Origin of the sequence: Plantactinospora soyae (assembly GCF_014874095.1) — a bacterium.
Lineage (GTDB): Bacteria > Actinomycetota > Actinomycetes > Mycobacteriales > Micromonosporaceae > Plantactinospora > Plantactinospora soyae.
Window position 1 is genome coordinate 5,872,981 of the sequence record NZ_JADBEB010000001.1, and the last position, 25,099, is coordinate 5,898,079.

23 protein-coding genes are annotated in these 25,099 nt (G+C 70.5%); 15 read left to right on the plus strand and 8 right to left on the minus strand.

Going from position 1 to position 25,099, the window contains the following annotated elements; translation table 11 throughout:
* Positions 1-50 precede the first annotated feature (50 nt).
* Positions 51-1,514 carry an aldehyde dehydrogenase family protein gene (locus H4W31_RS25625; protein ID WP_192768991.1) on the minus strand — a complete coding sequence of 488 codons (1,464 nt, stop codon included), beginning with the start codon at positions 1,512-1,514 and terminating at the stop codon, positions 51-53.
* 274 nt (positions 1,515-1,788) lie between these two features.
* Here H4W31_RS25625 and H4W31_RS25630 point away from each other — a divergent pair, with 274 nt between their 5' ends.
* On the plus strand, positions 1,789-2,181 hold the full coding sequence (locus H4W31_RS25630; RefSeq protein WP_192768992.1) for a hypothetical protein: 393 nt from the start codon (positions 1,789-1,791) through the stop codon (positions 2,179-2,181).
* Entirely contained in the window at positions 2,181-4,667 is a 2,487-nt protein-coding gene (locus H4W31_RS25635; protein WP_192768993.1) for a DUF4132 domain-containing protein, read from the plus strand. The genes H4W31_RS25630 and H4W31_RS25635 overlap by 1 nt, the downstream gene beginning before the upstream one ends.
* 191 nt (positions 4,668-4,858) lie before the next feature.
* On the opposite strand, the gene H4W31_RS25640 is transcribed toward H4W31_RS25635, so the two are convergent.
* The 5 genes from H4W31_RS25640 to H4W31_RS25660 all read right to left on the minus strand — a co-directional run bounded on the left by H4W31_RS25640 (position 4,859) and on the right by H4W31_RS25660 (position 8,877).
* Positions 4,859-5,485 (minus strand): methyltransferase family protein, encoded by a 627-nt coding sequence (locus H4W31_RS25640; RefSeq protein ID WP_192768994.1) that lies wholly within the window; start codon positions 5,483-5,485, stop codon positions 4,859-4,861.
* Positions 5,482-6,180 carry a cation transporter gene (locus tag H4W31_RS25645; RefSeq protein ID WP_192772376.1) on the minus strand — a complete coding sequence of 233 codons (699 nt, stop codon included), beginning with the start codon at positions 6,178-6,180 and terminating at the stop codon, positions 5,482-5,484. Before H4W31_RS25645 ends, H4W31_RS25640 begins: the two co-directional genes overlap by 4 nt.
* A 130-nt stretch (positions 6,181-6,310) precedes the next feature.
* Complete coding sequence (locus H4W31_RS25650) at positions 6,311-6,685, minus strand: ArsR/SmtB family transcription factor (RefSeq protein WP_192772377.1); 375 nt, start codon at positions 6,683-6,685, stop codon at positions 6,311-6,313.
* Between the two features lie 292 nt (positions 6,686-6,977).
* A complete protein-coding gene (locus H4W31_RS25655) occupies positions 6,978-7,463 on the minus strand; it encodes a hypothetical protein (RefSeq protein ID WP_192768995.1) in 486 nt (161 codons plus the stop codon).
* Positions 7,464-7,836: 373 nt separating this feature from the next.
* Positions 7,837-8,877: a polysaccharide deacetylase family protein gene (locus H4W31_RS25660; RefSeq protein WP_192768996.1), complete on the minus strand. Its 1,041-nt coding sequence runs from the start codon at positions 8,875-8,877 to the stop codon at positions 7,837-7,839.
* Positions 8,878-9,846: 969 nt separating this feature from the next.
* Between H4W31_RS25660 and H4W31_RS25665 the strand changes: the two genes are divergently transcribed.
* On the plus strand, positions 9,847-10,455 hold the full coding sequence (locus H4W31_RS25665; RefSeq protein WP_192768997.1) for a hypothetical protein: 609 nt from the start codon (positions 9,847-9,849) through the stop codon (positions 10,453-10,455).
* 320 nt (positions 10,456-10,775) lie between these two features.
* On the opposite strand, the gene H4W31_RS25670 is transcribed toward H4W31_RS25665, so the two are convergent.
* Positions 10,776-11,144, minus strand: a complete 369-nt coding sequence (locus tag H4W31_RS25670) for a winged helix-turn-helix transcriptional regulator (RefSeq protein ID WP_192768998.1) — start codon at positions 11,142-11,144, stop codon at positions 10,776-10,778.
* Between the two features lie 78 nt (positions 11,145-11,222).
* Here H4W31_RS25670 and H4W31_RS25675 point away from each other — a divergent pair, with 78 nt between their 5' ends.
* Both H4W31_RS25675 and H4W31_RS25680 read left to right on the plus strand, forming a co-directional pair.
* Positions 11,223-11,633, plus strand: a complete 411-nt coding sequence (locus H4W31_RS25675) for a Rid family hydrolase (protein ID WP_192768999.1) — start codon at positions 11,223-11,225, stop codon at positions 11,631-11,633.
* Positions 11,634-11,818: 185 nt separating this feature from the next.
* A complete protein-coding gene (locus H4W31_RS25680; RefSeq protein WP_192769000.1) occupies positions 11,819-12,832 on the plus strand; it encodes a hypothetical protein in 1,014 nt (337 codons plus the stop codon).
* Between the two features lie 33 nt (positions 12,833-12,865).
* On the opposite strand, the gene H4W31_RS25685 is transcribed toward H4W31_RS25680, so the two are convergent.
* Entirely contained in the window at positions 12,866-13,381 is a 516-nt protein-coding gene (locus H4W31_RS25685; RefSeq protein WP_192769001.1) for a MarR family winged helix-turn-helix transcriptional regulator, read from the minus strand.
* A gap of 293 nt (positions 13,382-13,674) precedes the next feature.
* Between H4W31_RS25685 and H4W31_RS25690 the strand changes: the two genes are divergently transcribed.
* From H4W31_RS25690 to H4W31_RS25735, 10 genes are all read left to right on the plus strand, one after another.
* Positions 13,675-15,795: an acetate--CoA ligase family protein gene (locus tag H4W31_RS25690; RefSeq protein WP_192769002.1), complete on the plus strand. Its 2,121-nt coding sequence runs from the start codon at positions 13,675-13,677 to the stop codon at positions 15,793-15,795.
* Positions 15,792-16,622 (plus strand): citryl-CoA lyase, encoded by an 831-nt coding sequence (locus H4W31_RS25695; protein WP_192769003.1) that lies wholly within the window; start codon positions 15,792-15,794, stop codon positions 16,620-16,622. Before H4W31_RS25690 ends, H4W31_RS25695 begins: the two co-directional genes overlap by 4 nt.
* Entirely contained in the window at positions 16,615-17,577 is a 963-nt protein-coding gene (locus tag H4W31_RS25700; RefSeq protein ID WP_192769004.1) for an FAS1-like dehydratase domain-containing protein, read from the plus strand. The genes H4W31_RS25695 and H4W31_RS25700 overlap by 8 nt, the downstream gene beginning before the upstream one ends.
* Before the next feature lie 5 nt (positions 17,578-17,582).
* Positions 17,583-19,064 (plus strand): NAD-dependent succinate-semialdehyde dehydrogenase, encoded by a 1,482-nt coding sequence (locus H4W31_RS25705; protein WP_318783401.1) that lies wholly within the window; start codon positions 17,583-17,585, stop codon positions 19,062-19,064.
* A 130-nt stretch (positions 19,065-19,194) separates the two neighbouring features.
* Positions 19,195-20,364: an ABC transporter substrate-binding protein gene (locus tag H4W31_RS25710; RefSeq protein ID WP_192769005.1), complete on the plus strand. Its 1,170-nt coding sequence runs from the start codon at positions 19,195-19,197 to the stop codon at positions 20,362-20,364.
* 12 nt (positions 20,365-20,376) lie between these two features.
* Entirely contained in the window at positions 20,377-21,261 is an 885-nt protein-coding gene (locus H4W31_RS25715) for a branched-chain amino acid ABC transporter permease (protein ID WP_192769006.1), read from the plus strand.
* Positions 21,261-22,235 carry a branched-chain amino acid ABC transporter permease gene (locus tag H4W31_RS25720; protein ID WP_192769007.1) on the plus strand — a complete coding sequence of 325 codons (975 nt, stop codon included), beginning with the start codon at positions 21,261-21,263 and terminating at the stop codon, positions 22,233-22,235. The genes H4W31_RS25715 and H4W31_RS25720 overlap by 1 nt, the downstream gene beginning before the upstream one ends.
* Positions 22,232-23,011: an ABC transporter ATP-binding protein gene (locus tag H4W31_RS25725; RefSeq protein ID WP_192769008.1), complete on the plus strand. Its 780-nt coding sequence runs from the start codon at positions 22,232-22,234 to the stop codon at positions 23,009-23,011. Before H4W31_RS25720 ends, H4W31_RS25725 begins: the two co-directional genes overlap by 4 nt.
* A complete protein-coding gene (locus H4W31_RS25730; protein WP_192769009.1) occupies positions 23,011-23,850 on the plus strand; it encodes an ABC transporter ATP-binding protein in 840 nt (279 codons plus the stop codon). Before H4W31_RS25725 ends, H4W31_RS25730 begins: the two co-directional genes overlap by 1 nt.
* Entirely contained in the window at positions 23,850-25,070 is a 1,221-nt protein-coding gene (locus H4W31_RS25735; RefSeq protein WP_192769010.1) for an iron-containing alcohol dehydrogenase family protein, read from the plus strand. Before H4W31_RS25730 ends, H4W31_RS25735 begins: the two co-directional genes overlap by 1 nt.
* Positions 25,071-25,099 lie beyond the last annotated feature (29 nt).

The following is a 25,099-nucleotide window of genomic DNA, read 5'->3' on the forward strand; positions in this document are numbered from 1 at the left end:
GGCATGCGTCGGCCGTACCTCGGCACATGCTCCCGTCGATGCGGCGTGGGTCAGGCGGGGAAGCCGACGGAGTGGGTGTCCATGAATTCGCGGACGCCCTCGATGCCCATCTCGCGGCCCATTCCACTGTGGTTGAAGCCGCCGAACGGGGCGCGCTCGTCGAGGTGGGCGGCGCCGTGGGCGTTGACGAAGGTGTAGCCGGTCCGCAGCCGGGACGCGAGTGCCGCGGCGCGGTCGAGGTCCGCGGTCCAGACGGAGGAGCAGAGCCCTGACCACGTGTGGTTGGCGCGGGCCACGGCGTCGTCCTCGTCGTCGAACGGCAGGATCGGCAGGGTCGGACCGAACTGCTCCTCGACCACGACGCGGGCGTCGTCGGAGGGGTCGAGCACCAGGGACGGCCGGAGGAAGTTGCCCCGGGAGATGTCCGCCCCCGGGGCAGCCTGCCCGAACTCGCGGACCTCGGCGCCGGACTCGTGCGCCTGTGCGGTGAGCTCCCGTACGTACTCCAGTTGTCGCCGGCTGTGCAGCGGGCCCATGGTCACGCCCTCGTCGAGGCCGTGGCCCAACCGGGTCGCGGAGAGGAGCCCGGAGAGACCCTCGACCACCTCGTCGTAGCGCGACCGATGTACGTAGAGGCGCTTGGTCGCCATGCAGATCTGGCCGGTGGAGTCGAAGGTGCCCGCGAAGAGGCGTTGCATCGCGTCGGTACCGAGGTCGGCGTCGGCGAGCACGATCGCGGGGTCGTTGCCGCCCAGTTCCAGTGCCACCCGGGTCAGTGACTCGGCGGCCATGGACATGATCCGCTTGCCGCCGGTCGGACTGCCGGTGAAACAGACCTTCTTGACGCGATCGTCCTGGATCAGCGCCGCACCGATTTCGGCGTCGGCGCCGGTGACGACGTTCAGCACACCCGGGGGCAGTGACTGCGCCACCAGTCGCACGGTGCGTACGGTGGCCAGTGGCGCGGTGGGCGGCGGCTTCACCACGACGGTGTTACCGGCCAGCAGGGCCTGCGGCAGCGAGGCGGCCAGGATCGCCAGCGGCCAGTTGAACGGCACGATGATCGTCACCACGCCCAGGGGCAGGTACGAGACCTCGGTGCGGTACGGCGGAGCCGGCAGGTACGTCACGCGCTCGAGCTCGTCGGTCAGGCCCGTGGCCAGGTTGAAGCGGTGCGCGAACACGACGGAATCGATGAACGACTCCATCCGGATCTTGCCGTTCTCGCGGGTGAGTACCTCCGCCGTTGCCGGGCGGTCGGCCTCCAACGGGGCAAGTGCCGCTGTCAGCAGCGCGGCCCGCTCCTGTGGGCTACGGGCCGCCCACGCCGGGAACGCCCGATGGGCCGCGGCGACCGCGGACGTGGCCTGCTTGGCGCTGGCCGCTGCGGCGTGGCCCACCACCGACACGCCGTCGGCGGGGTCGATCACCTGCAGCGTGTCGTCGGCAGTGTGGGTCTCGCCGCCGATGAAGAGCTCGGTCCTGATCTCGGGCAGCTGGTCCAAGGACACCATCGTCTGTTCCTCCGAGGCTCGCAGGGGCCGCAGAACGGCTCGCACTCTGCGCGAGGCCACGATAGATCGAACGTCGGGCGATTCCCAGGGGCGTTGGACCTGACCTGCCCGGTGCGATCTGGAAGGTCGGGTAGAGACATCTGACGTAGCGGTGAGCTGCGGCGTTCTCCCGCGCGGTCCGGAGCGCAGGCTCGTCGCGCCGGCCTGCGGTGCGCGCCCGGCGGGCTTCGCCGGCCCGGACTTTTGTCGGGCGGGCGCCCTAGACTCCGGCGCCATGACGATGGTGAGTTTCGTCGACGAGACGACCTCGGGCGAGCGCAGTGCCGCGTGGCACCTGGAAATCTTCGAGGAGCGGCTACCGCTGCGGGAGGTGATCCGTCGGCGCGTCTTCCAGGAGGTCGCCGAGCACAACGCGAAGGGCGGCGACGTCTTCCGCGGTCTGGTGCAGCCGACCGACACCGAACGGACGCGGGGTGGGTTCAAGCTCAGGCAGCCCCGCCGGGTGGATCCGGCGGAGCAGGCCGACCGGGCCCTGGAAGCCTTCTCCCACAACGGGTACGTCGTACTCGTCGACGACCGGCAGGTCGAGGAGCTGGACACGGTGCTGGAGCTGAGCCGCGGGACGGAGATCACCTTCCTCAAGCTCGTACCGCTGGTGGGTGGCTGATGCCGACGCCGCTGGACGACCGTGCCAAGGCGATGGCGGAGCTGGCCCGACGCGGTGACATCGAGAGCCTCGCCGACGAGGTCGTGGCGTACGCCGCCGCCGACAACGATCGCGGGCGCCGGGGAAGCCGCGTGGCCAACGCCCTCCGGCTCGTCCCGGCCGGGCGCGGGCCCGAGCTGCTGATGGCGCTGCTGGAGCGTTGCTGCCTGGTCACCGACGCCGAGCAGCGTCAGGTCATCAACCAGCTGCTGGAGACCCTGGTCAAGCCGTACAGCACGACCGGGACACCCGACGCGGCCGAGGTCGCGCTCGCCTTCGCCGCCCGGCACACCGCCTACTTCGGCGGCGCGGAGCAGCGGCACATGGCCGAGCTTCTGCTCGAGGCCGGTCGGCCGGTCCCGCTGGAGGTCGTCGCGATGATGCGCCGCGCCGTCGCGCACGGCTACTGGGGCTCGGTCGCGGCCCTCAAGCCGTTCCTGGCCAGGCTCGACGCACCGGCGCTGAACCCGGGCGAGGCGTGGGCCGACCGCGCCCTGACCGACGTCGGGTCGCTCGATCCGGCCGAGACCACCCGGTGGCACGCGCTGTTCCGGCACGCGGCGACCGCGACGAGCGCCAAGCCGTCGCAGAAGTGGGAGACGGCCGGTCGCGGGCTGCTCGACGGGCTGACCGAGCCCGGTGACCGGCTGCGGAGCTGGCTCACGCTGGTCGGTCGGCCTCGTACGGTCCGGCTCAACCGCACCCAGTGGGAGCAGGACATCAACGAGTCCCTGGACCCGTACAACGCGACGCCGCTGCGCGGGCTCGTCTGGTTGGCGTCGTTCCTCCCCGAGCATCCGGAGACGCCACGGGTGCTCGGCGCGCTCGTGGAGACGTCCCTGCGCAAGGTCGCCGGGATCGGCCCGCGCAGCCCCAAGATCGCCAACGCCGGGGTGTACGCGTTGTCGCGGATTCCGTCCGAGAATGCCCTCGCCCAGATCGCCCGGCTCGCCGCGCGGGTCACCTTCAAGGGCACGCTGAAGGAGCTGAACGCTGCCCTCGACGCCCGGGCGGCGGCGCTGGGCCTGTCCCGGGACGAGGTCGAGGAACTCGCCGTCCCGGCGTACGGGCTGACCGAGGCGGGCCGGCGCGTCGAGCACTTCGGCGCCGCCTCGGCGACCCTGGACGCCACCTCCGGAACGGTCACGGTCACCTGGCAGAACAGTGCCGGAAAGGTCGTCAAGTCGGTACCCGCCTCGGTGCGGTCCGAGCACCCGGAGCAGCTCGCCGAGTTCAAGGCCGCCGTCAAGGACGTCGAGAAGATGCTCTCGGCCCAGGCGGAACGCCTCGACCGCCAGTTCCTCGGCCAGCGGGTCTGGCAGTTCGAGGCGTGGCGTAGCCGCTATCTCGACCATCCCCTGGTCGGTACGCTGGCTCGCCGGCTGATCTGGCTGGTTGACGACGTGCCCTGCGCGTATGGGGACGGCGTCCTGCGTACCCACGAGGACAAGGAGATCGCGGCCGGCGAGAGCGTACGGCTGTGGCACCCGATCGGCCGTGAGGTGGCCGAGGTGCTCGCGTGGCGCGGGTGGCTGGAGGACCGGCGGGTGACCCAGCCGTTCAAGCAGGCGCACCGTGAGCTCTACCTGCTGACCGCGGCGGAGGAGAACACCCGGCTCTACTCCAACCGGTATGCCGCGCACATCCTGCGCCAGCACCAGTTCCACGCCCTGGCCGCGGCCCGGGGCTGGCGCAACAGGCTGCGGCTGATGGTCGACGACGAGTACGAGCCGGCCACCCGCGAGCTGCCGCAGTGGGGGCTGCGGGCGGAGTTCTGGATTGAGGGAATCGGCGACGACTGGGGGGCCGACACCACCGAGTCGGGGGCGTACCTGCGGCTCGCCACCGACCAGGTCCGGTTCTATCCGATCAACGCGCCCGAGCACTACGCGCACGCCGGTGGCGGCGGCTACGAGCAGTGGGTGCACCAGGAGGCGGAGCCGACCGAGCCGGTGCCGCTGGCCGAGGTGCCGCCGCTGGTGCTCAGCGAGGTGCTCCGCGACGTGGACCTGTTCGTCGGCGTGGCCAGCGTCGGCAACGACCCGACGTGGCAGGACGGCGGTCCCGATGGACGGTTCCGCGAGTACTGGGCCTCCTACAGCTTCGGCGAGTTGAGCGGTACCGCGCAGACCCGCCGGGAGATGCTCGAACGCCTCGTTCCCCGGCTGGCCATCGCGGAGCGGGCGACGGTCGATGGTCGGTTCCTCGTGGTCCGGGGCGACCTGCGCACTTACAAGATCCATCTCGGTTCGGGCAACATCCTGATGAGCCCGAACGACCAGTACCTCTGCATCGTGCCGAAGCAGTCGACCGGCTCCTCGACCGGCAATGTCTTCCTTCCGTTCGACGGCGACCGGGTGCTCGCCGTCATTCTCAGCAAGGCACTGATGCTGGCCAAGGACACCCAGATCACCGATCCCACGATCACCCAGCAGCTACGGCGCTGACCGTCAACGCACCGGCCCGGGGTGGCGGTCACGCCGCCACCCACCGCCTCGATCTCCGGCTCCCACCTCAACCCGACAGGCCCGGCCCGGCCGCCCACCCGGCTCCCGGAACAACAGCCCCGGGCCCCGCCGCGACATCGGCGGAACGGGAAGCTGACCCAGGCGGGCCAGGCGGCCGAACCTCGTCTGCGCTACGTCACACCGTTCCGGCCCGACACGGTCCGTCTGCCCACACCAGGCCAGAACCGGCCGACGCGAGCGGCGTACCCGGCATAGGCAACGCCGTGCGTGCGGGTCAGGTACGGCTCTTCGACCGCGCGGACCTGTACCTGAATCGACACGACGAGGAGCACGACGGCGGCAACCGCGACCGGGGTGGGCACCATCATGGCCAGGCCGAGGGTCGTCGCGGTCATCGCGGTGAAGATCGGATTGCGGGCCAGGGCGAACGCGCCCCCGGTGACGAGTGCGGTGCGCTCGCCCGGATCGACGCCGACCCGCCAGGAGGCGCCCATCTGCAACTGGGCGGCAAGGGTGGCGAGGACCCCGGCGACGGCCAGTAGCAATCCGACCAGCTGAATCCAGCCGTGATCGACAAGCGTGATCGGCGCCAGTCCGGCGAGTCCGGCGAGCGGACCGGCCAGGCCGAGCAGCAGGGCGGCGACGAAGAGAAGCCTCGCCCACCAGCCGATCGATCCGACCGGGCCGGCGTCCAGGCGCAGTCCCGTGTCGCCGGTGGCGCGCCACTGTGCGAAGCTGCGGCACCCGAACGCCAGACCGAGACCCAGCAGGTAGAGAACGAGGGCCGGCACGCTCATGAGCGTGTCTCGCCCGTGCTGCAACAGCCGTCCGAGCAGCCAGCAGTGCCGACTGACGCGGGGCGTAGCGCGGCGGTGGGGGAGCAACACGCGTCGCCGCGCCATGCCTCGCGCCCCTCCTTGACCGCGACAGCGGCGATGACCAGCGCGGCGACCGGATCGGCCCACCCCCATCCGAACAGCGAATTCACCGCGAGGCCGACAAGCAGCACTGCGGACAGATAGGTACAGAGCAGGGTCTGCTTGGAGTCGGCCACGGCCGACGCCGACCCGAGTTCACGGCCGGCGCGCCGCTGTGCGATCGACAGCACCGGCATCACCAGCAACGACACGGCGGCGAGGACAAGGCCGACGCTGGAGTGCTCGGCCCGGTCTCCAACAAGCAGCGCCCTCGTCGACTCGATGGCAACGTAGCCGGCGAGCGCGAAGAAGGAGATCGCGATGATCCGCAAGGCGGTGCGTTCCCGGCGCTCGGGGTCGCTGCTGGCGAACTGCCACGCGATCGCCGCCGCCGAGGACACCTCGATAACCGAGTCGAGGCCAAAGCCGATCAAGGCGGTCGACGAGGCGAGGGTCCCGGCGGTGATCGCCACGACCGCCTCGATGATGTTGTAGGTGATCGTCGCGGCGACGAACAGCCGCACCCGTCGGGTGAGTACCGCCCGCCGCGCCGGCGGTGGCCCAACCGACACCATCGGAAGATGGGCGGTCACCAGCAGCCACCGTCCTTGGCTGCGGCGACCGCGATGCCTTCGCCAGGGTTGGCACCGATGCTGAACCAGGCGTAGTGGGCGGATGACCTGATGTCGGGCGGGATGGTCGCAGTCATCCGCAGCTCTCCGTACAGCCGGGGGCGGGAGTGCCGTAGTTCGGGCACAGCGCGACCTGGTGGCCGGTCGCGGCGAGGAACCCTTCGGCGGCGGTGAGCAGGTCGAGTAGCTCGGGCCGAGCCAGGGCGTAGAACATCTGCCGGCCCTGCGGTCGGCCGGAGATCAGGCCGCAGCCGCGTAGGCACGCCAGGTGTGCGGACACCGTGGACTGGGCCAGCCCCAGCTCCGCGGTGAGGTCCACGACGCGGGCTTCGCCGTCGGCGAGCCGACGCAGGATCGCCAGTCGGGTGGGGTCTGCCAGCCCACGGAACAGCGCCGCCGCGGGTAGCAGGTCTTCGCCGGGCCGGACGGGTACGGCATCACTTATCATCGCCACTCGGCGATGATAGCGAAATCTCCCGATCATCGGAAGTCGACGTGCCCTGTCCGGCGGGCCCACCGCTCCGACCGGCGCCGACAGTGGCAGCGGGTCCCGGGACAAGACGGGGGCGAGCCCGAGCCGGCGTCGAACTCTGGGGATCGAAAGCCGGCTCGGGCTACGCTGCCTGCGGATATTCGTCGATCAGTCTGCCGAGGACCGGGCGTCGTTGGATCTTCCGAGCGGCTCGGTTGACGACCGGCGCTCCGGATCGGAACTACGTCACCGGTCCGGCATCGCTAGCTCAGTGCCAGACGCGGAACTCCACCGTCTGCATGACGGGGTCGATGTAGTCGATGGCGTAGATGACGATGTACTGGGCGTTATTGGGCACGTTGCGGGCCAACACCGTCCGGTGTCGGCCACAGGCGGTTACCGGTTCGGTGTAGACGAGGGAGCCGTCGACGAGTGGCCAGAAGCCGAGCAGGAAGGTCTGGCAGCGGTCGGTCGGATTGGCGGGATCCTGGACGTGGGAGACGCTGATCGTCGTGCAGCTGGAGTTCGGCGTCGTCAGCTCCTCGCTGCCGATCCGGCCGCCCGCGTAGAAGCCGGTCTCGGGTCGGATCGACACGCACCGGTCGGCGGTCCTGCCGGCGTGACTCGTGGTCGACTGGCCGGCGTTGGCCGGCGGCGCTCCCGTGGTCGCCAGCGCTCCGGCGAGCAACATGGCGGCGGCGACGCGTACGGCTCCGCGGCGCTGACGGCTGCGGGAGGTTGATGGTTGACGCATGAGGGACTCCGCTTCCTCGGTACCTGGATGAGCTGTCAACCCGTTGGTCCTACGACCAACGCCATCGGTTCGCCCATGTCGGGGAGATGACAGTTCACCCACGGAGCCGTTCCACTCGTCGGGCCGGTCGCCGAGCCGCTTCCGCGCCCGGCCGGGCGTCCTGCGGCCGACAGCCGGCCGGAGCCGGCCCGACCGGTTGGTGATCACCCTTGCCCACCTCCGACCCCGGTGTGGCCGAGGTTCGTCGAGGATCAGGGCGGCGATCCGGTACGGCGTCCAAACGGCGTACCGGCACCGCGGGGCGACCTGGGCGGGTCGCTCTGCGATGCCGGTACGAGTGCAGCTGGTCGCCCCGGTTGGGCGTGCGGGCCGGTCAGCCGGTGGTGCAGGAGCGGATCTGTGCGCGGGCGCTGCTGTTTCCGTTGAACATGGTGGTGAGGCCGAAGGTGCTGCCGCTGCCGTTCGACCGCATGGTCAGCACGGTGCCGCTGCTGTCCAGGCTGGCCGTGCCGTTCCAGGTGGTGGTGATCCTCTGCGGTGCGGTTACCGCCACGACCACGCTCCAGTTGCTGGCGCCGCTGACCGTCACCGAGGTGTTGTACCTGTCACCCCAGACGTTGGGGGTCGTCGCCGTCGCGGTGCAGTTGCCGCCGCTCGGCGGGGGAGTGGTGGTGCCGCCGGTCGGCGGGGTGCTGCCGTCGGGTGCGACCGCGCGACCGGTGGACGACGAGATCATGCCGGGGCACAGGTTGCGGCTGGTGAGGTTGGACATGATCTGCGGGATCGCGTCGCGGGTGTTCTGGAGTCCGTCGTGCATCAGGATTACCTGGCCGGCCTGGAGGCGGCCGGCGTTGGACACGATCTGGCTGACGCTGGCGCCGTTCCAATCCTGGGAGTCCACATCCCAGGTGACCTGCCGCATGCCCAGCGACGAGGCGACGGACTGGAGGGTGGCGTTGGTCTCCCCGTACGGCGGCCGGAACAGTTGCGGCCGGCTGCCGGTGGCCGACTGGATCGCCGAGCTCGTCTGGGACAGGTCGGACTGCATCTGAGACTGGCTCATCGAGGTCATGTGCGAGTGGTTCCAGCTGTGATTGGCGACCCACATGCCGGCAGAGACCTGCGCCTGCGCCGCCGAGCGGTTGTTCTGGACGTTCTGCCCGACGTTGAACATGGTGGCCCGAACGCCGTTGTTGCGCAGTACGGACAGCAGCGCGCTGGTGCTGCCGGTCGGTCCGTCGTCGAAGGTCAGTCCGACGTAACCGTTGCAGGCGGCGGCGCTGGACGGGGTCGCGTTGACCGCGATGGCGGTACCACCCGTCGCCACGGCGATGGCGAGGACGACCAGCCGGGCGGTACGGCCGAATCGGCGTGGGGTGCTCGGGGGGCGAGGGGTGCCGAAGGTGCCGAACATACCGAGGTCCTCCTTGGAAATGCGTGGCCGACCGCGCGGGGCGGAACGCGGGCGGTGCCAGTTGTCCGGTCCGGACATGTGGGGGTGAGCGGCGAGGCCGACGGACAGCCCGACCATGTCGGATCGCATCGACCCCAATGGATCAAAGTATTACAGCGATGATTCCGGGACGTCAACAACTTCCGGAAGTGTTCCGGATCGGCCAGCACCGCCAGGAGGACGATCAGTGGTTCTGACATGTAGCTCCGCTGCTGGCGCCCGGTGCGGCTGGTGGAATCTGGATCTCTCCCTGGTTGGCCGGACCTGAAGTTTTCCGGAAGCTCTCCGGAAGGGCGTGCACCGCGCTTGGGCCACCTCCTGCTGGATTCGGCGAGCGCCGCCGCGGCGTCCGGCCCGCCCGTCGGCCGTCGGGGCAGGGCCGGCGGTAAGTCGCCGATCGGCCAGTCGGTGCTGGAGCCGTGCGTGGTGTCGGTGGCCGGGGCGCGGGGCCTCGGCGCCGCCTCGCACGGCTGGACCCGTTGTGCCATGCGTAGGGTCGTGGGCGCCGAGACCTTTACTGAGAGACTCTCTTCGATTGCTTGACACGTCTGGTGTGATCGCTAACACTTGTCCGCGAAGGAGCCTTTTCGGACCCAAGAGGGTTTGATGAACGTCATTGCAAGCGGTACCTGCTGATGCCTGGGGACTCCCGCTCGTGACAGCAGGCCACCATGGCGGCTGAAACTCCGCGTGCCCGATGTTCCGGTCAGAGCGACGGTCCGGAGAGGAGGTGGTGGGTCCTTTGGGGCCGAGAATGCCCCACCGCAGACCTGAGCCTCCAGAAAGGCCAAGCGCGGTCAGGTGACGACCGCGCAAGGCCAGTCAGCCGACGAAGTATCAGATCATGCGGACGCTCTTGATTCCACGAGACAGCCAACCGTTCGCCTCTGCCGTGGCGCGTGGGCGACGCCGTTGAAGGAGAACACCGCAATGATCGTACTTCGCCTCAGGCAGATAGCTCTCTCCGTGCTTGTCATCGGCGTCATAGCTTCGCCCAGCGCGGTCCACGCCGCCCCGGCTGCCACGCGGACGGCCGAGAATCAGGTCACGGCGGCGGCGACGATCACCTGGACTCTTGCCCGGGCACAGAACCCCACTGCCGACCAACAGGACGCGTATGCGCGCATCACGTCGGCGATGAACGCTGCCGTCGCGCGGTACAACGCACTGAGCGACCTGGGCAAGTCGATCACCGTGCACTATGTACCTGGCGTCCCGACAGCCGACGGCAATATCAACGGCAGCATTCGGTTCGGTAGCAACCGCAGTTATATGAATGAGCGGACCGCGTTGCACGAGACGGCCCATACACTGGGCGTCGGTCTGAGTGGCGGTTGGCGTACCCTCGGCGGCAGCGGTAGCTGGACCGGCGCCCAGGCGACAGCCCTCGTACGACAATACGATGGCGCGAACGCGGTCCTTCGTACTGGTGGGGGACACTTCTGGCCCTACGGCCTCAACTACGACAACGAGTTCAGCCAGACTAACGCCGACCGCCACGTGTGGATCGTCGTGGCGATGAAGCGCGACGGACTATGAGCTTCGCGTCCAACGTCTGAATCGGGCAATTTTCCCGCTCTATCGGGGGAAGGACATTGGAACGGAATGAACGACGACGGCCGGGCTTGGCTCAGCCCAGCGCGTCCATCACGGCGGTGACATAGGCATCCAGCCGCTCCTCCACGGCTGGGGTCGTTCACGGGTGCTTCCGTCCCGCGTGCCGATGGTCAGTCTCCGCATTTCGGCAGTGATACCGCCGTGCAGCGCCTCGGTCCTGACGATCCGCTCGCCGGCCTCCAGGTGCCGGCTCACCCAGGCCAGTGTCAACGCCCGGACGGCCGCCGCCTCACCGTGGTTGGTCACCGGTCGAACCGTTCGCGGGCATGTTGAACGTCGGGCATGGTGACGGAAGCCCACCGCAGAAGCGCGTCGATGAGGTCCTGAAGCGTCTTGCCGAGCGCGGAGATGCGGTACTCGACGGCAATTGGTCGGCTGTTCACGATGTCGCGTTCGATCATCCCGTTGCGCTCGAGGCGGCGCAGGGTAGCCGTCAGCGACTTCTGCGTCACGACAGGGATGGCGCGGCGGAGTTCGTTGAAGCGCCGTGGCCGCTCGCACAGCTTGTCGAGCACCTGCAGGGACCACTTGTCGAGCACCTGGTCGAGCAGCTCACGGTGCTCAGCGCTGAGCTGGGCCTGAGCCGGAACGGAAGCCGAGGTTTCTTCCACGCTACCTAGTCTCGTTGAAGTTTCCTTCAGATACAAGGTAGACCTTAGATACCTAGTAGAACGAGCGGAGGAGCCTCCATGACAGTCGAGCTACTCACCCCCGACGGCATGTTCCAGCCGGTCCCGTACCACCACGTGTCGGTCAGCACGGGCACCCGACACGTCCACGTCGCGGGCCAGATCGCACGGGACGCCGACGGGAACCCCGTTGCCACCGGCGACCTCGCCGGCCAGCTCGCCCACGCCATGCGCAACACCGCGAGGGGACTCGCGGGCGCCGGCGCCACCTTCTCCGACGTGGTGCGCCTGCGGTTCTTCGTCACGAACTGGAGCCCCGAGAAGTACGACGACTTCGTCGCCGGTATCGAAGAGGTCGCCGACGAACTCGGACTGCCCCGGCCACTGCCGCCGCTGTCCGCGATCGGTGTCGACTATCTCTTCGAACCCGATGTGCTCGTCGAGGTCGAGGCGTACGCCATTCTCGATTGACCGTCCGGCGTGCCGAGTGACCTCTCTGCCGCGCTGCCCACTCGGGCACCTCCTCGTCCTGCACGTGCGGGATCACCCGCTCCGGCGCCTCGACCCGGCGCCGGGGTGCCCAGATCTTGCAGGGTACCGGGCGTACTCTATAGGGTACGCCCGGTACCTTAGGAGCGAGGAAAGAGAGCCGTCCAATGCGCGTCTTCGGCATGAACTACGACACCGGTTTCGTGAGTGCGGGGTCCACGACCCACGAGCCGTTCGACCACGAGACCGTGCGGCGCGACCTGCGCGTCATCCGCGACGAGCTGCACTGCGACGCGGTGCGCATCACCGGCGGGATCCAGGACCGGCTCGAGCTGACCGCGAGGCTCGCCGCCGAGGTCGGGCTCGAGGTGTGGTACTGCCCGTTCACCAACGGCCTCGACCGCGACGGGCTGATGGCGTTCGTGCTCGACGGCGCGGAGCGGGCCGAGCGGCTGCGGCGGAGCGGGGCATCGGTCGTGTACCTCACCGGCTCCGAGATCGCGATGTTCACCGACGGCTTCCTGCCCGGCCGCGACCTGGCCGAGCGCATGGCGCTGTTCACCGACCCGATGCGGATGCGGGAGGCGGTTCCGGCCGCGCGCGCGGCGGTGCACGACTTCCTCGTCGAGGCGGTGCCCAAGGTGCGGGAGCGGTTCGGCGGGCCGGTCGGCTACGCCTCGATCCCGCTGGAGGCCGTGGACTGGGCGCCGTTCGACATCATCGCCAGCGACGCCGGGTACCGCGACGCGACCAACGCGGCGGCGTTCCCGCAGACCCTGGCGGCTGCGGTGGGGCAGGGCAAGCCGTATGCCGCGACCGAGTTCGGCTGCTGCACGTTCCGTGGCGCGGCCGACAACGCGGGCAGCGCGGAGCCGGTGGCGTACGACGAACACGGCCGCGCCGCGAAGCTCACCGCGGAGTTGGAGCGCGACGAGGAGGGCCAGGCCCGCTACATCGTGGACCTGCTGCGCGACTACGAGGCCGGTGGGGTGGAGGCGGCGTTCGTGTACACCTTCGCGAACCGGCACCTGCCGACCACCGACGACCCCGAGCGCGACTTCGACCTGGCCGCACGCGGGATCGTGCGGGTGCTGCCGGACGGCTCGTGGACGCCGAAGGCCGCCTTCCACGCCCTTGCCGCGTACGGCCACTCGCGCGCGCAACGCCGGTCAGCCGCCTGACCCGGCGCTAATTCCAGGAGGACGTACCCGGGATCAGCGGGTGATGTCCCCGGCCGCGCCGCCTTCGCAGTCGGGCCCGGTCCGTTCCATGGCGATCGCGAGGGTCGCCAGCTTCTCCAGCGCGCTGTTGAGGTGGACGATCTCCGTCTCGGTGAGGGCGGCGAGGAAAGCGGTGTTCCGGGCCCGCGCCGCGGCGATCAGCCCCCGGTACGTCCGCCGGCCGGCCGGTGTCAGGGAGATCGGTGAACTGTTGCCGGGTCCGCTGGAGCGGACGACAAAACCGCGGTCGACGAGCTTCGTGACGATACGGCTCATTTGAGCGGGGTCGATGCCGGCGAGTCGGGCAATGCGATTCGTGGTGCTCGCCACGCCGCCGCCGAGCAGTGCCAGGGCCCGCCATTCACCCAGGCTGACGTCGAATTCCCGACGGAAGAGCAGCGCCGCGCTGCGCTCGAATGCATTGACCACCCGGTGCAGTCGAAATGAGAGCAGCTCGGTTATCACCATATCCGTCGCTAGCGTCTCCCCGCCTGCGGTCGCTTCCACCATGCGGGCAAGTTTGCCACGCCGGATTCGGACCGCCCCGGGCCGGCCGTGCCCCGGCGCCGGCCCCGGCGGTGGCCCCGGGTCGATGGTGCGCGGTACCGAGGCGGGTAGCCGTGTCGATGTCCCGCCGATCGGACCTGCTTCGCGCCGCCGCCGTGGCCGACCCGCCGACGACCGACGTCGCACGAGACTGTTGACAATCACAACACCCGGTACACATACTCTGCGATCATCACCACCGGCCCTGGCCCCGTTCGTCCTGGCTGCGGGCGGTCGGCCCTCGGAACGGAGAACCCATGCAGACTCTGCGGTACGAGTCGATCCGCTACCTGTTGCGGCCGGCGAGCATCGCCGTCGTCGGCGCGTCGGACCGTCCGGACCGGATCGGGGGCCGCCCGCTGCGCATCCTCGCCGAGCGTGGCTACCGCGGGTCGATCTACCCGGTCAACCCCAAGTACGAATCGGTGCAGGGCATGCGCTGCTATCCGGACATCGCCTCGCTGCCGGCGGATGTCGAGCTGTTCGTCATCTGCATTCCCGCCGAGGCGGCGGTGGCCGCGCTGGAGGAGGCGGCCGAGCGTGGGGCGCGGGCGGCGGTGGTGTTCGGCGGCGGATTCGCCGAGAGCGGCGCCGACGGAAAGGCGCTACAGGATCGGCTGTCGCAGATCGCCGAATCGGCCGGAATCGCGCTCGCCGGACCGAACAGCCTGGGGCTCGCGTCGTTCGCACACCGCTCCTTCGCGACGTTCGCGACGACCCTCGAAACCATGCCGGCGATCGAGGCGGGCGGGGTGGCTCTCGTCTCGCAGAGCGGTGGCACCGCCTTCAACCTGCTGACCGAGGCGTACTGGGCGGGCGGGCGCTTCTCGCACGTCATCGCCACCGGCAACGAGGCGGGTGTGACCTTCCCCGACTACCTCCGCTACCTCGCCACCGATCCCGCCACCTCGGCCGTGATCGGGTACGTCGAGGGCGTGGCGAGCGGTGAACAGCTGGCGGTCGCGCTCGGCGAGTTGCAGTCCGCCGGCAAGCCGGTCTTCCTGCTGAAGTCCGGCGCGTCCGAGCGGGGAAGCAGATCGGTGGCCTCGCACACCGCGCAGTTCTCCGGTGTGGACAGTGCTTTCGACGCCGTCTTCGACCGGTTCGGCGCGGTCCGGCTGCGGGGCATGGACGACGCGGTCGACGTCGCCCGCGCCCTGACCATCGACACCCCGGTCGACGGGCTGGCGGTGGCGACCAACTCCGGCGGCGCCGCGGCGTACCTGTCGGACGCGTGCGACCGGTTCGGCGTACCGCTGACGGATTTGACCGACGACACGATGCGGGCACTGCGGGCGGCGCTGCCGGCGTTCGCCGGGCTGACCAATCCGATCGACTTCACCGCCCAGGTGATCAACGACGTCGACCTGATGGCGAACACCCTGCGGATCCTCGACCGCGACCCCTCGGTCGACACGTTGCTGGTCTTCCTCGGCAGCATGGAGTACCTCGGCGAGGACCTGATCGACATCCTCGTCCGGACGCGTGCCGAGCTGCGCAATCCCCTCGTGCTGTCCTGGCTCGGCGTGAGTGACCGGATCCGCCTCGCCGCCGCCCAGGCCGGCCTGGTGGTCGGCGCCGACCCGGCCCGGGCACTGCGCGGGATGGGACTCGTCCGGGCCGCTCGACGCGGCCAGCGGCAGGCGCCGGGCAGGTCCGGATCGACGACGGCGGTCGACCTCGGCGGGACGGTCGGCGACGATCTGCCCCGGTTCGGGAACGGCCAGCGGCAGGGCCTCGACGAGGCGCGGGCGATGGAGCTGCTGGACCGGCTGGGTGTCCGCACGCCGCGACGGGTCGAGGTCACCACCGGGCCGGGCGCGCTGGCGGCGGCCGAGAAGGTCGGCTACCCCTGCGTACTCAAGCTCGTCGAGCCCTTCCTGGCGCATCGCGCGCGGCAGGGCGCGGTCGAGGTCGGGCTCGACGGCCCGGACCGGCTCGCCGCGGCGTACGAGCGGATGACCGGGCAGTTCGGGATGACGAAGGCGCTGGTCGTCGAGCAGGTACCGGCCGGACCGGAGCTGATCGTCGGGGTACTCGCCGACGCGACCTTCGGCAGTCGCGCCGTACTCGGCAGCGGTGGGATCTGGGCGAACGAGATCGACGACGTACGCACCCTGGTACCGCCGTACGACCCGGCGTACGTCGAGCACGAGTTGCGGCGGCTCAAGCTCGCGGCGCAGTTCGAGGGGCAGGCGGCGGTCGACGTACCGGGGCTGGCCAAGGATCTCGGCGCCGTGCTGGCCAGGCTGGACGCCGTCGTCCGGGACGAGGCGGTCGGGATCGGGGAGATCGAGTGCAATCCGATCCGGGTGGTCGACGGCGGGACAGTGGTGCTCGACGCGCTGGCCTTCACCACCGGTGAGGCCGGCCGATGAGCGGTACGGCATCCGAGCCGGCGCTGCACCGCCCCGGTTTCGGCATCTCCACGAACGTCGGGCACGCGAACGCCCAGCGGATCGAACTGCGCCGCTACGACCTGGTCGACGACCTGATCGGGCACACCTCGTACACCGAGACGCTGCTGCTCACCGTGACCGGTCGGCGGCCCTCCGCCGCGCAGGTCGGAGCGGTGGACGCCGTGCTGGTCAGCCTGGTCGACCACGGGATGCAGCCGAGCGCCCTGGCCGCCCGCCTGACCTACTCGGCGGCGCCGGACGCGCTCCAGGGCGCGCTGGCCGCCGGTGTGCTGGGTGCGGGCAGCTCGCTGCTCGGCTCGATGGAGCAGGCCGGCAAGCTGTTGGCCGACATCGGAGCCGAGGTACGCGCCGGCACCGGTCCCCGGGGCGCCGCCGAGCGCGCGGTCAACCGGATCCTCGACGACGGCCGGCGGGTGCCCGGGTTCGGGCACGGGCTGCACCGCGACGGTGATCCTCGGGCGATCCGCCTGCTGGAGGTCGCGAGCGAGCTGGGCGTCGCGGTCGAGGAGACCGGTTGGCTCGCCGCGGTCGGCGCCGCGATCGAGGAACGGACCGGTCGTCGACTCGTCGTGAACGCCACCGGCGCGGCCGCGACGATCCTGCTCGGCGTCGGCATCCCCTGGCACCTGCACCGGGGACTGGCGATCATCAGCCGCACCGCCGGGCTGCTCGCGCACATCGGCGAGGAACTCGACCAGCCGATCGCCCCACAGGTACGCAACGCGCTGCGCGAGGCCAGCTGGCTGACCGAGGAGCACGGCCCGACGGGAGGACCCGATGCATGACCCGTCGGCGATCGTCGGCAACAGCACCGGCTGGGCGCCGTTCGTCTGCGAGCGCTGGCGGGCCGAGCGGGTCCGGGAGGTGTCCGGGCTCGTCCAGCACCCCTACCTGCCGGTGGACGGCCGGGCCGAGCTGGTTCCGCCGTCCTTCCTGAGCGCGCAGTACGTGGACGCCTTCGACCTGGGCATCCCGGACGCGCCCGCCCGGCTCAACGGCGGGAACGCGTGCCGCTGGCTGGCGGACGTACGGGTCGGCGAGGCGCTCGAACGCAACTCGACGGTGGTCGACGTCGAGGTCAAGCGTGGCCGGACCGGCCGGCTGGAGCTCTACACCATCGAGACGGTGTACCGCCGGACCGCCGACTCCCGGGCGGAGGTGGCGAAGCTCCGGTACACCGCGATCCGGCGGTTCCCGCAGTCACCGACAGCCCCGTCAGCTTCACCCGGTCCGCGGCCGACCGGGAATGGCCGGCCGACCGGGGCGGAGCTGCCCGAGGGCGCGACCCGGGTCTTCACCGCCACCGTGTCTCCCCGGGACGTCGTCCGGTACGCGGTCGCCACCGAGGACCTCTACGAGGCGCACTACGACGAGTCCGCCGCACGGGCCAGTGGTCTGCCCGGGACCATCGTGCACGGGCTGTTGAAGCTGGCCTGGCTGGCCCGGGGCGCACTGGAGTACGGCGGCACCGGCAGCGTGCTGCGGGAGCTGTCGGCCTCGTACCGGGGAATGGACCTGGTCAAGGACGACTTCACGGTCTGGGTCGCGCCCGAACCGGCCGGAACCGGGGCCACCGGAACAAGGTTGCACCTGTTCGGGCAGTCCCGGGGTGGCGCGATCTCCACCGTCGGCACCGCCGTTGTCGAACCGGTGCCGACCTCGTCGATATCCAGCGCGGCCGGGGCGAGCCCGGACCGCGCGCGTACCCAGACTCGATTTCAGACGCAGGAAGAGGAGTGAGTGTCGTGGGTCAACCCGCCACCGCAGAATTCGACGCCGACCTGCTGCCCGGCGAGCCCGGTCGGACCCTGCTCGTCGCCGGGAAGTGGACGACGGCCGAGACGACGTTCGACGTACTCGACCCGGCGACGCTCGAGGTCGTCGGGCGGGCCGCCGACGCGGGGGAGTCGGAGGCCCGAGCCGCGGTCGAGGCGGCGGTGGCCGCGTACGACGGCTGGCGCGCCGAGGCCGCCGAGGCACGGGCCACACGGCTGCGGGCCGCCGTGGACGCCATCCGCGCCCACGCCGAGGGACTCGCCCGGCTGCTGTCGGTCGAGAACGGCAAGCCGTACGCCGAGGCGTACGGCGAGATCCTCCGGGGCGCCGCCATGCTCGAGTGGGGTGTCGAGGAGGGCCGTCGCGCGTACGGTCGGATCACCCCGTCCTCGGCCAACGGACGCGGCCTCGTCCTCACCTCCCCGGTCGGTCCGGCGCTGCTGATCACTCCGTGGAACTTCCCGGCGAGCATGCTTCTGCGCAAGATCGGGCTGTCGCTCGCCGCCGGTTCGCCGGTGGTGGCCAAGCCGGCGGAGCAGACCCCGCTCGTCGCGGTCGCCGTGACCAGGCTGATCAACGAGCAGCTTCCGCCCGGCGTGCTGAACGTGCTCACCACCTCGCGGCCCGCCGAGGTCGTCAACGCGGTGATGGACGATCCCCGGATCCGCAAGGTGAGCTTCACCGGCTCCACCGAGGTGGGGCTGAGCCTGGCCCGCCGGCCGGGCGCCGTGCTGCGGCGCGTCTCGCTGGAGATGGGCGGCCACTCGCCGGCCATCGTCTTTCCCGACGCCGACCTGCACAGCACGGTCGACAACCTCATGTTCGCGAAGTTCCCCAACGCGGGCCAGAGCTGCATCTCGGTCAACCGGCTGTTCGTGCACCGCTCCCTGGTGGCCGAACTGACCGGCCGGCTCGCCGAGCGGATCGCCGCGCTGCGCCTCGGGCGCGGGCTCACCGCCGGGGTGACGACCGGGCCGCTGATCGACTTCGCCGGCCTCGCCAAGGTGGAACGGCACGTCGCGGACGCGGTCGCGAAGGGGGCGACCGTGCTCGTCGGCGGCAACCGTTGGACGCCGGACGACCCTCGGCTCAGGGGCGCCTTCCACGAGCCGACCCTGCTGACCGACGTGCACGAGGGGATGGAGATCGCCTCCGAGGAGACCTTCGGGCCGGTGCTTCCCGTCTACCCGTTCGACGATGGCGAGGACGTGATCGCCCGCGCGAACGACACCACGTACGGCCTCGCCGCGTACGTGTTCGGCGCGGACTTCAACCGGCTCTGGGACGCGATGGAACGTCTCGAGTTCGGCGTCATCGGAGTCAACGACGCCTTCCCCAACCGCCCGGAGCTGCCGTTTGGGGGCTTCAAGAACAGCGGCCAGGGCCGCGAGGGCGGCACCGAGGGCATCGAGGACTACGTCGAGACGAAGGCCATCGCGATCCGGCGATGACGACGTCCGGCTCCTGGGGATGAGCGCCGGCACCGCGCAACGGTGCCGCACGGAACTGCGACATTCCACCAACCGCCCGGGTCCGGGCGTACAGGTCCGCCACCAACGGCCGGCCGGAATAGGAGACCTGATGTTCCACAGCAGGCGACCCGCACGATGGATTCCCGCGACAACACGTACCACCCTGGCCCTCGTGCTCGCCGTCACCGCCCTGTCGGCCTGCACCCTCGACTCCGGCAGCGTCACCGCCTCCGGCGAGGCGTCGGAGTCCGGCGAGGTCCTCGTCGGCGTCGCGCTGCCGTTCTCCGGCGCGGTGTCGCGGACCGGCAACCTGTACCGCAAGGGCATCGAGCTGCGCCTGAAGCAGGCCGAGGAGGCGGGCGAACTCGGCGACATCTCCGTGAAGGTCGACTACCAGGACGACGCGAACAATCCCAGTGAGGCCGTACCGCTGGTGACCCGCTTCGCCCAGGCCGGCGCGGTCGCCATGTTCGGTGCCCACTCGTCCCCGGTCGCGCTGGCCCAGGCGAACGCCGTCCAGGCGGCCGGACTGCCCGAGTTCGTGTTCGGGGCGAGCAACTCGATCAAGAATCCGTTCCAGTACCAGGTGAACGCCCGGGACTCGGAACAGATCAGGAACGTCATCAACTTCGCCGCCCGGAACAACTTCCGCCGGGTCGGCCTGTTCACCGACACCGGGGCGTACGGCACGTCGGCCAAGCAGCAGCTCGACGCCATTCTCGGCGAATCCGACCTGGAGATCGTCGGCTCCGAGACGTTCGAGCCGACCGCCTCGAACCTCGCCCCCCAACTCGTCTCGCTGCGGCGCAAGAACCCCGACTTCGTCGCGATGTTCAGCTTCGGCACCCCGTACGCGGCCGTGGTCAAGGGGAAGGCGGAGATCGGATGGAACGTGCCGATCGTCGGCAACGTGGCCGCCGGTGACATCGCCGTCGGTGAGATCGCCGGCAAGGACGCCGACGGGCTCTACTTCATGACGCCGCTGGGCGACGACACCCCGGCCAGCCGCGCGCTCGCCGAGTCCTGGGCGAAGGCGTACCCGGAGGATCCGCTGACCTTCGAGGGTGCCACCTCGTACGACGCGATGACGGTGCTGATCCGCGCGCTCTCCGAGGGCGGCACCAGCCGACAGGCGGTACAGGAGTGGCTGTCGAAGGCCACCGCGATCGAGGGTCTCGCCTGCGGCAAGTCGCCGTGGAACCTGACCGAACGCGCGCCGATCAAGGCGGACGACCTGGCGTTCCGGCTCTGGAAGACAGGAGAGACGGTCGCTGTCTGACCGCACCCGGAGATGACTGAGCTACTTTATTTCACGATCATCGGGCTCTGCATCGGCGGCGGCTACGCGCTGGTGGCACTCGGCATCTCGACGCTGTTCAACGGTACCGGCGTCCTCAACTTCGCGCAGGGCGACATCGTCATGGTCGCGGCGCTGTTCGTGGCCGTCCGCACCACCGGGGGCGGCGGGTACCTCGCCGGGTTCCTGGAGGCGACCGCGGTCGTCCTGGTGGCCAGCGTGCTGCTGGGACTGCTCTTCGTCCGGCCGGCGATCGCCCGGCGACGGGACATCGACCTGATCATCGTCGGTACGATCGGCGTCTCGACGGTGCTCGCGAACCTCGCGAACAACGTGCTGGGCTCCGAGACGTACCGGCTGACGAGTCCGGTCACCGCGCAGGCGATCAGACTGGAGTCGTTCAGCATCTCGTTCGACTACATCGCGATCCTGCTGGCCGCCGGGCTGCTGATGGCCGCCTTCTTCGTCTTCTACAAGAGGACCGACATCGGGTTGCAGATGCGGGCGATGTCCGCCGACGTGGACGCCGCGCGGCTGTCGGGCGTACAGATCGCCCGGCTGACGGTGGTCGGCTGGGTGTTCGCGGGCATCGTCGGGGTGTTCGCGGGCGTACTGCTGGGCACCGTGCTCCTGGTCAGCGCCAGCATGGGCGTGGCGTTGACCATCAGCGGGTTCGCCGCCGCGATGATCGGTGGCCTGCGGCACCCGTATGGCGCCGTCGTTGGCGGCGTGATCATCGGTCTCGCCGAAAACTACGCGGCGGGGTACCTCAACACCGCCACCCGGCAGGCGATCGCGCCGCTGATCATCATGGCCGTGCTGCTGGTGTTGCCGCAGGGCATCCTGGCCGGTCGCGGCATCAAGGCAAGGGTGGTCTGATGGCGACGGCACGCGGTGCTTCCCCGGCAACCCGGCAGGGCGTCCACCTCGTCGAGGCGGCGGCCATCGCCGCCGGGGCGATCGCGCTCGCCGCGGTGCTGGGACCGCACGAGGCCCAGATCGCGGCGATGACGGCGATATTCGCGCTGGCCGGCGTCGGGCTGAACATCCTCGTCGGGTACACCGGACTGGTCTCGCTCGGCCACGTCGTCTTCTTCGCCATCGGCGCGTACGGCTGGGCGAGGCTGACCGAGTCCAGCTCGGTCGGATTGGCGCTGCTGCTGCCGATCCTCGTCTCCCTGCTGGTCGCGGGAGTCATCGTGCTGGTCACGCTGCGGGTCGTCGGCTACTACTTCGGCATCACGACTCTGGCCATCGGTCTCCTCTCGGTCGTCGTGGTGCAGAACGCGACCCCGATCACCGGCGGGTACGCCGGAATCAGCGGGATCCAACAGATCGCCGTGCCGGGATTCGTCGGACCGGGGCAGGTACTGGTGATGGCCGGCCTGGTCCTCGCCGTGGCGTACTACCTGCAGAGCAGCCTGCGGGAGTCACCACTCGGGGCCGCGATGCTCGCGACCCGGTTCGACGTCCCCGCGTCCCAGTCGCTCGGCGTCTCGGTGGCCCGGGTACGGCTGCTCGCCTTCATGATCAGCTCGGTGCCGGTCACCATCGCGGGAGCCTTCCTCGCCCAACTCGTCCACTACATCGGGCCGGACCAGATGTCGATGGAGACCTCCATCCGGCTGATCGCCATCGCCATCATCGGCGGCCGGGGTTGGCGCTGGGCGCCGGTGCTCGGTGCGGTGGTCGTGGTGACCCTGCCCGAACTGCTCCGGCCACTCGCCGAGTACCGGCTGGTGTTCTACGGTGTGGCCCTCGCCTTCGTCGCGCTGTTCATGCCGCGCGGGCTCAACCAGATCGTGACCTGGGCCGGCGGGCGGATCCATGCGCTGAGAGGAAGCACCGGATGAGCACCGTTCGACTCTCCGTACGCGACATGACCGTGCAGTTCGGCGGCGTCGTCGCGGTCGCACAGCTCAGTCTCGACGTGACCGGCGGCGAGATCGTGGCGCTGATCGGGCCGAACGGCGCGGGCAAGAGCACCGCGATCAACGGGCTCTCCGGGTTCGTACCGGTCCGGGTGGCGACGATGTCCCTACAGTTCGACGACGTCGTCGTCGACCTCACCCCGCTGTCGCCCCAGCAGCGTAGCCGGCTCGGCATCGTGCGCACCTTCCAGACGCCGCGGCTGATTCCGGAGCTGACGGTGTGGCAGAACGTGGCGATGGGCTCGGTGGCCGGCGACGTACGCCGCCGGTGGTTCGAGGTCTTCGGCGGACCGGCGCTGTCGCGGGGGGCGCGGGACCGGCGCGACCGCGCGGTCACCGCACTCGCGGCGCTCGGGCTCGACGGACTCGCCCAGGACAATCCGGGCGAACTCAGTCTGGGGGAGCAGCGCCTGGTCGAGATCGCCCGGTCGATGGTGTCCGGCGCCCGGGTGCTGCTGCTCGACGAGCCGTTCGCCGGGCTGTCGTCGGTCGAGCAGCAGCGGCTGGCGGCCGAGATCGACAAACTGAGGTCGGCCTCGGTCGCCGCGCTGCTGGTGGAGCACAACCTCGAACTGGTCCGGTCGCTGGCCGACACCGTGGTGGCGTTGGACCAGGGGGCGGAGTTCGCCCGGGGGGACGCGGCCACGGTCCTGGACTCGCACGAGGTCCGCGAACGGTATCTGGGTGAGGTGGCGTGATGAGTGACGATTCGACCCGGCTGCCGGCGGCACTGGAGTTGACCGGGTTCTCCGCCTACCACGGTTCCGTGGCCGCGGCGAATGACGTCTCGTTCCGGGTCGAGCGGGGCAGCGCGGTGGGTGTGCTGGGCCCGAACGGCGCGGGCAAGTCGACGCTGCTGCTGGCCGCGGCCGGCTTCGTCCGGACCACGGGCGGGCTGTCGATCGCCGGGCAGGTCGCCGACCGGCTGTCCCCGGCCCGGCGACGCCGGCTCGGCCTGGCGATGGTGCCGCAGGAGCGGGCCGCCGTGCTGGAGCTGTCGGTCGCCGAGAACCTGCGCCTGTCCTGGCTCACCGGCCGGCGGGCCACCCCGTACGAACAGGCGCGGGAGTCGGTGCTGGAGATCTTCCCGGCACTGGCCGGCCGGCTCGGCGATCCGGCGGGAAACCTCTCCGGCGGTCAACGCCAGATGCTCGCCGTGTCCCGTGGCCTCATGGCGACCTGCGACGTGCTCCTGCTCGACGAACCCACGGCCGGCCTGTCGCCGAAACTGATCTCCGAGCTGGTGCAGGCGATCCGCACCCTGAACGAGCGCGGCATCACCGTCCTCCTCGTCGAACAGAACTTCTCGGTCGTCGAGCGGACCTGCTCGTACATCCACGTGTTGAACGGCGGGCGGATCGTCTGGCACGGGCCGACCACCGGGATCGACCGGGACAGCATCGGCGACCTGTACTCGGGAGCCCGTCGGACGCGGCCGCCGGCTCCCAGGGCGCCGGATCCGGTGGGGGAACCCCGCGTACGGACGACGGTGGACCGGGCCGTGCCGGCCGGGTCCGGGGAACCGGAGGGGACCTGATGGAGACGGTGTTCTTACCGCCGAGCGGCTCGACCGCCGAGTTCATCTCGCCGGCCACGGTCGTCAGCGGCCGGGGCAGTGCCGGGCTGGTCGCCCGGGTGCTGTCGTCCCGGCTGCGCCTGCCGGGCGGCGCCTCGGTGTTCGTCGCGGTCGACGACGCCGTCGCGGGCGCCGGACTACTCGCGCCGATGCTCGACGCGCTGGGTGCGGCGTACCGGGTGACGGTCGTCGGCGGGTTCGGCGCGGAACCGGACGACGACCGCATCGACCGGGCGGCGGCGCGCGCCCGGGAGGTCCGGGCGGATGTCGTCGTGGCGGCCGGCGGCGGGTCCGTGATGGACGCCGCCAAGATGATCGCGCTGCTGCTGGAGAACGCCGGCGGCGCCGCCGACTGGCTCGGCCCGGTCGCACCGCCCGGCGGCGTCGCCCCGCTCGTCATGGTGCCCACGACCTGCGGCACAGGCTCCGAGGCGACCCGGGCGGCGATGGTGACGGTGGCCGGGGCGAAACGCATCTCGGCCACCGCCGGGTACGTCGGCACGGCGGTCGTGCTCGACCCGGCCCTGCTCGACGGGCTGCCCGGACGGATCGTCGCGATCACCGGAATGGACGCGCTGTCACATGCCGCCGAGTCGCTGATGTCCACCGACCGCTCGCCGATGAGCGTGCACCATGCCAGGACGGCGATCGCCCTGCTGGTCGGCAACCTCGAGGCGGCCTGCCGTGGTGACATCGAGGCCCGCGCCGCCTGCCTCTGGGCGTCGCACCTGTCGGGCCAGGCGCTCAACGCGGGTGTGCTGCTGGGGCACTCGCTCGCCTACTGCGTCGCGCACGAGCGGTCCGTACCGCACGGCGTGTCGTCGGGGCTGGCGCTGCCGTACTGCATCGCCTTCAATGCGAGCGGGCTGGAGCCGGACTGCGCCCGGACCCTGGCCCGGGCCCTCACCTCGGGACGCGGCGACGACCTCGTGGAGGCGGCGAACGGGGTACAGGCACTGCTCGGTCGGCTGGAACTTCCGACCACGCTCGCGGAGCTGGGCATCGGCGAGGACGCCGACGAGCGGATCGCCCAGCGGTGCGCCACGGAGTACCCCCGCGCCAACAACCCGACGCCGATGACCGTCGACGCCCTGCGACGGCTCGTGCCGTCGATGCGTACCGGCAATCTCGAGTCGGCGTTCGAGGCGGCGGTGACCAGCAGGCCAGCCACCTCAAGCTGATCGCGATCCGGGTCGGTCGACGCGGGTGA